8 protein-coding genes are annotated in these 12,456 nt (G+C 68.0%); 5 read left to right on the top strand and 3 right to left on the bottom strand.

Features of this window, described 5'->3' with window-relative positions:
- The first annotated feature begins 229 nt into the window (after window positions 1–229).
- Window positions 230–1,378: a Gfo/Idh/MocA family protein gene (locus HUG10_RS15285; RefSeq protein ID WP_179170394.1), complete on the top strand. Its 1,149-nt coding sequence runs from the start codon at window positions 230–232 to the stop codon at window positions 1,376–1,378.
- Between the two features lie 79 nt (window positions 1,379–1,457).
- Here the strand turns inward: HUG10_RS15285 and HUG10_RS15290 are convergent, their stop codons facing one another.
- The 3 genes from HUG10_RS15290 to HUG10_RS15300 form a co-directional block, all read right to left on the bottom strand.
- Window positions 1,458–2,828 (bottom strand): DUF362 domain-containing protein, encoded by a 1,371-nt coding sequence (locus HUG10_RS15290; RefSeq protein WP_179170395.1) that lies wholly within the window; start codon window positions 2,826–2,828, stop codon window positions 1,458–1,460.
- A gap of 112 nt (window positions 2,829–2,940) precedes the next feature.
- On the bottom strand, window positions 2,941–3,303 hold the full coding sequence (locus HUG10_RS15295) for a hypothetical protein (RefSeq protein ID WP_179170396.1): 363 nt from the start codon (window positions 3,301–3,303) through the stop codon (window positions 2,941–2,943).
- Between the two features lie 82 nt (window positions 3,304–3,385).
- Window positions 3,386–4,918, bottom strand: a complete 1,533-nt coding sequence (locus HUG10_RS15300) for a pectate lyase (protein ID WP_179170397.1) — start codon at window positions 4,916–4,918, stop codon at window positions 3,386–3,388.
- A 193-nt stretch (window positions 4,919–5,111) separates the two neighbouring features.
- On the opposite strand from HUG10_RS15300, the gene HUG10_RS15305 reads away from it, so the two are divergent.
- The 4 genes from HUG10_RS15305 (at window position 5,112) to HUG10_RS15320 (ending at window position 12,383) form a co-directional block, all read left to right on the top strand.
- Window positions 5,112–7,220, top strand: coding sequence for a pectate lyase (locus HUG10_RS15305; RefSeq protein WP_179170398.1), 2,109 nt, complete (start codon window positions 5,112–5,114; stop codon window positions 7,218–7,220).
- Between the two features lie 76 nt (window positions 7,221–7,296).
- Window positions 7,297–8,829 (top strand): glycoside hydrolase family 28 protein, encoded by a 1,533-nt coding sequence (locus HUG10_RS15310; RefSeq protein ID WP_179170399.1) that lies wholly within the window; start codon window positions 7,297–7,299, stop codon window positions 8,827–8,829.
- Between the two features lie 506 nt (window positions 8,830–9,335).
- Window positions 9,336–10,388, top strand: coding sequence for a Gfo/Idh/MocA family protein (locus tag HUG10_RS15315; RefSeq protein WP_394354994.1), 1,053 nt, complete (start codon window positions 9,336–9,338; stop codon window positions 10,386–10,388).
- Window positions 10,389–10,502: 114 nt separating this feature from the next.
- On the top strand, window positions 10,503–12,383 hold the full coding sequence (locus HUG10_RS15320) for an ABC transporter substrate-binding protein (RefSeq protein WP_179170401.1): 1,881 nt from the start codon (window positions 10,503–10,505) through the stop codon (window positions 12,381–12,383).
- Window positions 12,384–12,456 lie beyond the last annotated feature (73 nt).

The following is a 12,456-nucleotide window of genomic DNA, read 5'->3' on the forward strand; positions in this document are numbered from 1 at the left end:
GGTCGTAACAACGAGTTCGTCGGCGAGGAGCCCCGGTCCCTGACGCTCCCGACGCGGGAAGCACGCGCGTTATCGACGGTTCTCCGTTCGACGGCGAGATCGTCGCGTGTTCGAGCGGTAAGTGCGAGAACCGTGGAACCGACCACCGACCTGTCAGCCCCTTCTAACGTCTTACATTGTCGTGACCAAAACGCTATTACAGCTCGATTCCGACCGACGCAGTACGACCATGCAAGAGCTCGGTATCATCATGAACGGAGTGACCGGTCGGATGGGGACGAACCAGCACCTCATCCGATCGCTCCTGGCACTCCGGGAGGAGGGCGGCGTCGAACTACCCAGCGGGGAGCGCGTAGTGCCGGACCCGCTGCTCGTCGGGCGGAACGAGCGCAAACTGAAGGCGTTGAGCGACGAGCACGACGTCGACCGATGGGTCGCGGACCCCGACCTCGATTCGTGCCTGGAGGGGGACGACGAGATCTACTTCGACTCGCAGGTCACGCCGCGGCGCCCCGGAGCGCTCCTGAAGGCGATCGAGGCCGGGAAGGACGTGTACTGCGAGAAACCCCTGGCCAACGACCTGGACACCGCACTGGAGGTCACGCGTGCGGCGGAGGAGAGCGGGGTCAAACACGGCATCGTGCAGGACAAGCTCTGGCTCCCCGGACTGATGAAGCTCCAGCGGCTGATCGACCAGGACTACTTCGGCGAGGTCCTCTCGGTGCGCGTCGAGTTCGGGTACTGGGTGTTCTCGGGCGAGGTGCAGCCGGCACAGCGGCCGTCCTGGAACTACCGCGCGGAGGACGGCGGCGGGATCATCGACGACATGTTCTCCCACTGGAGCTACGTGCTGGAGAACCTCTTCGGCCGCGTGGAGTCGGTTATGTGTCTCGGGAAGACCCACATCCCCACGCGGGTGGACGAGGAGGGCGAGGAGTACGATGCGACGGCCGAGGACGCGGCCTACGCCATCATGGAACTCGAGAACGACGTCGTCGCCCAGCTCAACTCCTCGTGGACGGTGCGGGTGAAGCGCGACGACCTGCTCGAGATACAGGTCGACGGCACGGACGGCAGCGCCGTCGCGGGGTTGCGGGAGTGCAAGACGCAGCACCACTCCAACACGCCGAAACCGGTGTGGAACCCCGACACGCCCACCGAACACGAGTTCCACGAGGACTGGGAGCCGGTGCCCGACAACCGGGTGTTCGAGAACGCGTTCAAGCAGCAGTGGGCGCAGTTCATCCGCCACGTCGTCGCGGACGAGCCGTTCCCCTGGGACTTCTCCGAGGGGGCGAAAGGGGTCCAGCTCACGGAGGCGAGTCATCGAGCCTGGGACGAACGGCGGCAGGTGGACGTCGACGACCTGGAGGTCTGACGGCTCGCACCGGCCCGTTCGACGACCGAACTCCTTCTTCGCGGAACGCGCGTGCGAGAAAACGGGGACCGACCGGAACTCAGTCCTGCTCGGGGTTCTCGACGCCGGACTTCTCGTGCGGTGAGGGCGCCGCGAAGTCACCCGATTCGAAGCGGATCGGCGAGGGGTCCTCGAGCACGCGGAGGTCGTCGCGGTCCCGCGCTTCGTCGACGAGCGCCCTCGACGCGTAGAGCCGGTGGAGGTGCATCGTATCGGCGGCGCGGAGGACGCGGACCGTCGTCGGGTCGACGACGCCGATGGTCGAGAGCGCCGCGACGAGACCGGCGCGGTCGGTCTCGACGGCCGGCGGGAGCCGGACGCCCCTGGTCGTACTCGCCGTCAGGGCGTTGATGAGCGTCGTCGGCATCTCGATCTCTTCGAGCAGGTCCTCGTGGACGAAGTCGGCCGAGCCCATCCCCATGGCGTTCCCGTGGGTCGTCTCGGTGAGCCCCCGCGTGTAGATCCGTTTGACGTCCGGGGAGTCGGGTTCGGGCTCCTGGATCGCGAACGGGCGGCGGCCGATGACGTTCGTGTCCATCCCCTGGCCGCTGATGTCCTTCCCCTGCCGGTCGAGGATCAGGACGTCGAGTTCCGGGAACGGGAGCGTCGGCATGATATCGTACGCGGTCTCGAGGAGTTCCGCCTCGCGGTCGAGGAAGCCCTCGGGCGGGATCGCCTCGATCCGCGTCGTGTCGTCGTGCTGGTCCTCCAGGATCGCGACGCCGCCCGCGACGGGGAGCTCCGCGAGTAACCGGTCGGTGATCTCGGGGATCATGTCGCGCAGCGACCAGTCGACCGCCCAGTCGTGGGCGATCTTCGCCCCGCGCTGTTTGCCCATTCCGATGACGAGCATCTTCGAAAGGCCGCTCTCGACCGTGCCGTCGAAGTCGGTGTGCGGTTTGATCCGGTTGATCGGGACGATCGCGTCGGCCGCGACCGCGTTCGCGTCGGCGACGACCGGCACGTCCCGATCGGCGGTCCGACCGACCTCGGTGACCTCCATGCTCGACCGGATCTCGCAACCCACGGATGACTCCGAGACGCCGAGTTCGGCCAGCATCTCGCGCTGCCCTTCGGCTGTGGCCCCGCCGTGGCTCCCCATCGCGGGGAACACGAACGGCTCGTACCCCAACTCGTCTACCCCGTCGACCGCTCCGGCGACGATGCCGGGGAGGTTCGCGATACCGCGACTCCCGACGCCGAGTGCGACCTCGCCGCCGGCCGGAACGTCGTCGAACGGGAGCGATTGGAGGGCCCGTGACGCGCGTTCGGCGACGTCCGCCTGCGGGATCGGGTCCGTCTCCCAGACCTGCTCGATCAGCCCCATCTCGGGGAGCGGCGTCTCGCCGCACGCGTCGAGGATCGACCGTTCCGGAACGGCGAGCGACCGTCGCGACTGATTCGAATCCATACCGTACCCCTGCACCGATTCGGTGATAAGTTTGCCCCACCCTCGACGACCGACGCTCGACCCCCGTCCCCGCAAAGCGACGAGTGGATAGCGGCTCCGGGCCGGACGGGACTCACTCGGAAAGCGAGTCGATGTCGCCCTTGGCGTCCCAGATGCGCGTCAGCAGGTCGGCGAACATCGACGTCCGGAGCGGGTACCCCTCCTCGTCGACCTCGTCCATCCCCACCTCGGCGACGAGTCCGACGAACTCGTCGTCGAAGGTCAGGTCCGCGAGCGTCTCGCGCACGTCGAAGGTGACCGTCCCCTCGTCGTCGTCCAGCCACGCTGCAGCCCGCTCCCGCTCGTCGTACTCGATGCTGTACTCCTCACCCCCGACCAGTTCGCAGATGTCGTCCATCGCGCCGACCGTCATCCACCCGTCGTTGCGCTCCAGGTGGAGGGTGCCGTCCCGCACGTCCGTGCGATATCGTTTCATGGGATCCCTTGCGAAGCGCCCGACTTAACGGTACAGGACTCCCTGACGGGCGGACGGTCCTCCGGTGCGACGCGACGTGGAGTCAGATTCCACCCTCGGGCGTCCGGGGAGCGCCGACCGGCGTCGGGAGGTCTGCGGCACTCTCTTCCCGGATTGCTGCAGCGAGGTGGAGCAGGGAGAGCGGGACGGGGTCGTCCAGCCGAGCCCGATTTCGGTCGTCCACGAAGGCCCCCGTGGACTCCCGAAACCGGCCCTCCAGGAGGTCGGTCCCGAGCGTCTGGGCCGCCTCCAGGTACTCCCCCCGGTCCGTCGCGCGGTGGAGTTCGAGCAGTCCGTACAGGAGCGCGTAGTCGGGGGGGTCGGTGCGGTCGGACGCGCTGAGGTCCGGTTTCGAATCGGGGCGGCCGACTTCGCCCAGGCCGAGCCCCCGGCCAATGTCCCGGGCGGCCCGCCAACAGACCGGGTCGTCCGTCAGCCGACTCGCCCGCGCGTACGTCCAGAAGAACTCCGGGCCGGCGTCGATGGGGCCGACGACGCGCCCCTTCGGCCCGAAGTACCCGTTGCGCCGGCAGACGAACCCCTCCAGGCTGTGCCCGTCGGTGAGCATCGGCTCGAACTCGTTCGCGTCCGAGCGGTAGGCGACCTCGTACCAGGCCCGGAGCTCTTCCAATGCCCACCGCGTGAACGACTCCCCCCGCGGACCGAGCCGGTCGCCGAGCGCGAGCTGCTGCCGCTGGACGATCGGACGGGGGCGGAACAGCGTTCCCTCGTAGACGAGGTGGTCGCCGTGGATGTACGGGGCGAACTGGTACTGCGCCCGGTCGCCTCGGATCGCCGGCCCGTTGCAGTAGCTGGGGTGCTGGCTGAATTGGTAGCCGCTGAGCCCGGGCTCCTGACGCGTCTCGACGTACCGACGGGCGAGCCGCTCGGCCCACGTCAGCGGGGCCGCCTCGTTCGCGAACGACGAGAGGAGTCCGGCGGCGTAGTAGAGGTCGCTCCCGGTGTTGACGAACGTGAGCCCCTCGCCCCAGAAGAACACGTCGCCCCCCTCGTACTCGTCGTCCCAGGGGTTCCCGACGGCCCCGTCCCACTCCCCGTGACGGTTGAAGTCCAGCCGCCCCCAGTCGACGACGTGCGCGCTCCAGAACGCCTCGACGAACCGCCGGGTCCGTTCGGCGTCGACCTCCCAGAGGAACTCGTAGAACGGGTACTCGAACTTCAGTTCGTGCGCGTCCTTGTTGATCACGAGTTCGTCGGCGTCGAGGTCGTACGCGGCGTGGCCGCCCCAGTAGAGGAGGCCCGCCGAGTCGGACAGTTCCTCGAGGACCCACGAGGTGAGCGCCGCCGCCTCGTCGCGGTACTCGGTCGCCCCGGTCGACCGGGCGAGCCCGACGAGCGTCCGGAGGAACTCCTGCTGGACGGCGAAGTTCGAGAGCCGACGGCCGTCGTCCACGTCGCGGGCGTCGTAGGGAACGGCGTCAAGCGTCCCGGCGTCGACGGCGTCGGCCAGGAGCGGCGTTCGGTCGTCGCCGTATCGGTCGCGGCCGTGTTCGAAGACGGTATCGGCGTGCCGTCGGACGGACTCGACGAGTTCGCCGGCCAGCGTCGTGGACATGATGATACGGGCATCGTCGGTGCGGAACTTCGTCTTTCGGGTCGCAACAGTCGACGCGCCCGGTTCCGGAGCCGTCCCGTCGGCTCGGCGGAGATCGATGCTGGTGTCAGATACTACACGGATCAAAATAGCTTGGTACGGGTTGACATAACCTTTATAACGGAATGCTATTAGGTTCCTCCCGGTGTAACCAATGGCACCAACCAGGCGCACGCTCATGCGTGCGATCGGAGCGGGGAGTATCGGTACCGCGGCGGTTCCGCTGGCCAGCAGCGGGGCCGCGGCTGCGACGATCATCACCATCGAGGGGGGCGGCGCGGACATCTGGAGCGAGGTGGACGCGTTCCACTTCTACTACGAGTCGCTGGAGGGCGACTTCGACGTGACGGTGCGCAACACGGAACTCGAACGCACCGACGCCTTCGCGAAGACCGGGCTCATGGTCCGGGAGACGCTGGACGACGACGCGAAGAACGTGATGCTCCGCCGGACGCCCGACGGGGCGGCCTCGCTGCAGTGGCGACCGGAGGCCGGGACGGAGACGCTCAGCACGACGTCGGGCGGAGAGGACGAGAGCGACGTGGACGGCGGCAGCGTGCAGGCCGACTGGCTGCGGCTGCGCCGGAGCGGCGACACGGTCGAAGCGTACGGTTCCACGGACGGGAGCGACTGGACGCGGATCGCGCAGCTCGGACCGGAGAACGTCGACCTCGACTCGGCGGCGCACGTCGGGATCCCGGTCACGAGCCACAACGTGGGCACGCTGTGCACCGCGCAGCACCGGAACCTGTCGGGGATCTCGCCGGACACGAATCGGGACATCGGCGACGTCGAGGTCGCCGGGAGCGTCTCGGTCGAGGAGGGCGTACCGTTCGTCTCGACGGATTCCCCGTCGGACGTGACCGCGTCCTCCGCGACCCTCAGCGGCGAACTGACTGACCTCGGCGGGGCGGAGTCCGCCGAGTGCTACTTCGAGTACCGGGAGGTTCCGACGGAGTCGTGGACCGCGACGGAGTCGACGACGCTCGCGGAGACGGACGAGTTCTCCGTCGACCTCGGCGGGCTGACGAGCAGACGGTACTACGAGGTGCGCGCGGTCGCCGACACGAGCGACGGCGACCGCGCGACGGGGTCGTCGGTCACGCTCGGGACGCCGAGCATATCGGACGGCGAGGACGACTCGGACGGACCGGAGAGCGCGTCCGCGTTCGACCCCGGTGACGGGTTCGCGGACCCCGCTCCGTGGCTGGACAACGACACGCCCGTCATCCTGATCACGGAGCCGACGCGTCGTCAGCTCGAAGCCGCCGTCGGCGTAGACGGACCGCGCGTCGTGGTCTTCGAGACCAGCGGGACCATCGACCTGGATGCCCAGCGGCTCACGGTGACCAACGATCGACTGTACCTCGCCGGCCAGACGGCGCCGTCGCCGGGCATCACGCTCGTCCGCGGGGGGATCTGGCTGTCCGCCGACGACTGCGTGGTCCAGCACGTTCGCGTACGGCCGGGGGACGCCGGCCAGGACACCAGCTGGGAGCCCGACGCCATCCAGACGGGCGACGGCACCGCGAACAACGTGATCGACCACTGCACGGGGACGTGGTCGGTCGACGAGAACATCAACGCGGGCTACGACACGACGGACACGACGATCTCGAACTGCCTGATCGCCGAGCCGCTGAACGACGCGACCCACTCGAAGGGCGAGCACGGCTACAACTCCATTATCGGCGACCGGGCGAAGCGGGTCACGTACGTCGGTAACGTCCTGGCGTTCGCCACCGACCGGAACCCGCGCCTGAAGGAGGGTACCGAGACCGTCATCGCCAACAACCTCGTCCACCGGTACGAGGACGGCATGTGGGCCGACCCCGACACCGCCCACAGCATCGAGGGCAACGTGTTCCAGCGACCCGTCAGCGAGCAGGCGAACGTCTTCGGCGAGGGGAGCGTCCACGCCGACGGCAACGTCCTCGACTGGGACGCGGACGTCCCGATGATCGGGGACGGGATCACCCTGCTCGACGAGCGGCCGCTGTGGCCCGACGAGCTGGAACGGATCCCCACCGACCGGGTCGAGACACACAACCTCCGGAACGCCGGCGCGCGCCCCGCCGACCGGTCCGAACACGACGAGCGAATCGTCGAGAACGTCCGCACAGCCGGCGGTGCGGTCGTCGACAGTCAGGATGAGGTCGGCGGCTACCCCGACCTCGCGGAGCACTCCCGATCGCTCCGCGTTCCCAGCAGTGGGACGCGCGCGTGGCTCCGCAGCTGGGCCAAGCGGGTCGAGGTCTCCTGACGGAGTCCGGCGACCCTTCCTCCGGCCCGTTCGTGCCGTCGCAACCCTTATTTTCGCCCTCCGAGATAGCCGGACGATGCACGAAACAGCCACCGGTCGGTACGACGTCCGCGAGTACGGCGCGACGGGCGACGGCGAGGAACTCGACACCGACGCGATACAGGACGCCCTCGACGACTGCGCCGAGACCGGCGGGACGGTCCACGTCCCGCCCGGGACGTACCGGACGGCGCCGCTCCGCGTCGGGGACGACACGACCCTCCACCTCGACGCCGGCGCGACGATCGCGTTCGTCCGCGACTACGCGGCGTTCCCGACGGTCGAGAGCCGGTGGGAGGGGTGGGACCAGGTCGGCTTCCACCCCTGCCTCCGCGTCGCCGACGCGGAGAACGTCACCGTCACGGGTCGGGGGGCGATCGACGGGAGCGGCGACTACTGGTGGGAGTTCTACGACGCGCCCGAGTCCGAGCATCCCGACGGACTGCTGGAGCGCCTGGCGGAGTTCGAGGAGCGGAACGAGAACGCCGACGACGTCAGCAGTTTCACCCACCGGCCGCCGCTGTTCCAGGTGTACGAGTCCGAGAACGTCACCGTCTCGGGCGTCACGCTCCGGAACTCCCCCTTCTGGAACACGCACGTCGTCTACTCGGAGGACGTCACGATCCACGACGTGAACGTCGAGAACCCGGCCGACGCGCCGAACGGCGACGGCATCGACGTCGACTCCTCGCAGTTCGTCCGGATCAGCGACACCTACATCAACGCCGGCGACGACGCCATCTGCATCAAGTCGGGCAAGGACGCGGAGGGGCGGGAGGTCGGCCGGCCGGCCTCGGGGATCACCGTCACCAACTGCACGGTCGAGGCGGGACACGGCGGGATCGTCATCGGGAGCGAGATGTCCGGCGATGTCCGGGACGTCGTCGTCTCGAACTGCACGTTCACCGACACCGACCGGGGTATCAGGATCAAGACGCAGCGCGGTCGCGGCGGCGTCGTCGAGGACCTCCGGTTCGACAGCATCGTCATGCGCCGCGTCGGCTGCCCGTTCGTCGTCAACGGCTACTACTTCACCGACATCGACAGCGAGCCGCTCCCCGTCGACGAGGGGACCCCGATGGTCCGGAACGTCCACTTCCACGACATCACCGCCACCGAGGTTTCCTCCGCGGGGTTCATGGCCGGACTCCCGGAACGCCCGTTCGAAGGAATCTCGTTCTCGAACGTCCGCATCGACGCGACCCGGCCGCTCGACGCCACGGATATCTCTCCCGCGATGGCCGAGAACTACGACGCCTCCCACGCGTTCTTCTGCAAGTCGCTCGCCGACGTGTCGTTCGACGGGGTGGAGATTCGGACGCCGGACGCCCCGGCGCTCGAGTGCGAGGCTGTCGAACTGGTCTCGGTCGACGGACTCCGAGTTCCGGATCCGCAACCCTCGCCGGCGGTATCCGTCACCGACGTCGCGGAGACGAGGGTGGGCGGCTGTACCGCCCCGGAGTCCGGGACGTTCCTCCGGGCCCGGGGGGCCGGTTCGATCTCGCTCGCCGGAAACCACGGCTCGCTGGCGGACCACGTCGACGCGGACGCACAGGTCGACCGCCGATAGACAGGCAGGCCGCCCCCCAACCCCGTTCCCGCCTGCCGAACCAGTTCTGCCGGGTCACTCCGTCCGTTCCGGGGAAGACCTCCCGCCGAACCGTCCCGACCTCGCTTCGATCCCGACGAGCGACCCACAGCCCCCGCGTTTTCGTGCGAGTGCCCCCCTCGAGTCCCTGTCCCCGCCGGTTCCTGCGTTACGAACGGAGTTCCGGGATCGACGGGAGCAGGAGCGGCGACGAGGGAATGCTGGGAACGGGTTCGTAACCGACCCGCGTGTCGGGAACTGGCTCGCTCACGGCTCCTCCCTGCGGAAATCGGGACGGTGTCGTTCGAGCGTCCCCGTTTCCCCAGTCATCCTTACAAACATACGCTCGTAATGACGGTCCGAACGACGGGATTCGAGTTCCCGTGTGGGGAACGGTCTTCCCCGCCTCGCGTGTCGGAGCCAGGAACGATCAGTCGGTAAGCAAAACTGTTATGCTCCGCTCGGCGGACGTCGTTACCACCTCGATGATCGAACACTCGGAATCTGACGACGCGATCAGGGTCGGTCTCGTGGGCCTCGGCAGCCTCGGCGTCCGCCTCGGGCGCCAGTTCGTCGAACTCCCGAACTCCGAACTGGTCGCGGTGTCCGACGTCAGCGCGAGCGGCCTCGCGGACGCGGGCCGCGAACTCGGCATCCCGGAGTCCGCCAGGTACGCGGAGTACGGGGCGATGCTGGACGGGACGGAGCTCGACGCCGTCGCGATCGCGACGCCGAACGGGCTCCACTACGACCAGACGCTCGCCGCGCTCGACCGCGGTCTGCACGTGCTGTGCGAGAAGCCGATCGCGACGAGCGTCGAGGACGCGCACGACATCACCCGGAGGGCCGAGGCGAGCGATCGGGTGGTGATGCTCGGCTACCAGCGCCACCTGAATCCGGCGTACGACCTGGCGAGGGACCGGTGGGCGCTCGGCGACCGGGAGCCGACGTTCGTCACCGGGGAGCTGACCCACGACTGGCGCGAGTACTACGAGACGATGGACGACTGGCGGATGGACCCCGAACTGAGCGGCGGGGGGCACCTCCTCAACGTCGGCACGCATGTCATCGACGCGATCCTGTGGACGACCGGGCTCACGCCGACGCACGTGAACGCCCACGTGGACTTCCACGACGAGGACCAGATATTCGACAAGCAGTCCTCGATCGTCATCGAGTTCGCGAACGGGGCCGTGGGGAACGTCTCCGACTCGGGGATCGTCGCCCGCACGCGGGAGCACGTCCACCTCTGGGACGACGAGGGGGCGGTGTACCTGGAGGGGACCGAGTGGGACGAGCGGACCGGGTACACCATCGACGCCGAGGGGACCGAGCACCGCCCGCACCTCGATTACAGCCGGCGGCTGAGCAAGGGAACGGCGTTCCTCGAGGCGATCGAGACGGGGGCGGAGCCCCCGGCGACGGCCCGCGACGGTCTGAAGGCGACGGCCGTGACGATGGCGGCCTACGAGTCCGGGCGCGGGGCGGGTCGCGTCGCGATCACCGACCTGTACCCCTTCCTCGACGGGATCTTCGACTGACTCGAACTCCGTCAAGTCCCGTCCATCTGAACCATCTCGGTGAACGATCCCATCGAAACGGATTCGAGCTGAACGATAGTTAACTATATACCATGGGGTTCGCAATGCTGTGGTATGCCAGACCCTAGCAACTGGCGAAGAGAGCTGAGTACCAGACGCACGTTCCTCAAGACGGGGGCGGCCGGCGGGGCAGCGCTGCTCGCCGGCTGTTCCGGTGACGACCCGCCCGAACCCGGTGGAAACGGCGGCGGGAACGGCGGGAACGGCGGCAACGGAGGAAACGGCGGCAACGGGTCGTCGACTCGCTTCAGGGTGTTCGACCCGCTCACGAGCGGGGTCCCGCCAACGGAGCGCCACCTCAACCCCTGGAACCCGTCCCAGACGGGCTGCTGGCATCCGGGCGCCGCGATGTTCGACCGCCTGGCGGTGTATAGCCCGACGAAGAACGAGGCGTATCCGCTCATGGCCGAGTCCTGGGAGATGACCGAGGACACCGTCCTCGAAGCGACCCTCAGCGACCAGTGGACCTGGCACAACGGGGATCAGTTCGTCGCCCAGGACTACGTCATGGAACAGCAGATCGAACTCGAGATCCTGAAGGCCGGCGCCGAGGAGGGCAAGCGGGCCCACCAGGTCATGAAGTCCATCGAGGCCGTGGACGACCGGACCATCAGGGTCACCCTCCACGACCCGATGTCCGAGATCTTCGCGGTGCAGAACACCATCGGCTCATACCACGGGAACCTCGGGCGCGGCATCTTCACCAAGCACGACGACGACAAGTGGAGCGACTGGCACCAGCGGCTCCGGGAGGGCGATGGCGACGAGAAGGAGGCCGTCATCGGGGAGATCACGTCGGCGAAGTACCCGGCGCTCTCCGACGACCCGATCGGTCACGGGCCGTTCCAGATCTCGGAGGTCGGCGACAACATCGTCATCCTGGAGAAGTACGAGGACCACCCGAACGCGGACAACATCAACTTCGACGAGTTCGCGCTCAAGCTCTTCTCCCAGGACAAGCCCACCCAGCCGTACTCGAACGGGCTGGTCGACGCCGCACACAAGGGCTTCCCCGTCTCGACCGACCTCGAGGCCCAGCTCCCGGAGGGCCACACGCTGTTCCGGGAGGGGAGATCCAGCAACAAGCTGTTCGCGTTCAACTGCGGTCACGACGTCGAAGGGTACGACACGCCCTTCACGAGCGTGAACGTTCGCAAGGCCGTCTGCCACGTGTTCGACCGTCAGCAGGTATCCTCCCTGCTCCAGGGCGTCAACCGCCTGTTCGAGTGGGCCCCGTGTCGGGTGCCCGGCAAGGTGCTCACGGAGGGCACCATCGACGTGAGCGACTTCACCCTGTACGGGGAGAACGACACCGAACGCGCGGCGGAGTTGCTCCAGCGGGAGGGGTACACGCAGGAGGGCGGCAACTGGATGACCCCCGACGGCGAGCGCTTCAAGCTCAACATCATGAACGGTGCAGAGCGCCCGGACATCCAGGTGCTCAAGAAGAACCTCAAGGACTTCGGGATCGAAGTCGAACAACAGCAGGTCGACGACGCGACGTTCGACGAGCGACGGACGAACGGCGAGTACGACATCATGCCCGACGGCTCGTCCGCCAACGGCATCTCCGCGCTGTGGGCGCTGGACCTGGTCCCCGACTGGATCCAGTCCATCACCCACTTCAAGCCCGAACGCGACGTGCCGATGCCGATCGGCGACCCGGAGGGGTCGAGCGGGACGAAGACGATCAACGTCGCCGACCACATCCGTCAGTGGCAGGCCACCGGCGAGGACAAGTACCACCGCGAGCTGATGTGGTGGTGGAACCAGACCCTCCCCGAGGCAGAGATGATGTACCAGCCCGACGCGGGGGCCTACGACGGCTCCAACTGGGAGCTGGACATCAGGGACGGCATTCGGAACGGCGTCGACGACGCGCTGTACGTCGCGCCGAAGATGTCCGACGGCGCCCTTCGGTACGTCGGCGACTGAGGTCGGGACGGCCGGCCGCGAACGACGTTCGCACGCCACCGACTCCCGATCGGGACGGCGGCTGAACGTTTAT

It is taken from the genome of Halorarum halophilum (assembly GCF_013401515.1).
Lineage (GTDB): Archaea > Halobacteriota > Halobacteria > Halobacteriales > Haloferacaceae > Halorarum > Halorarum halophilum.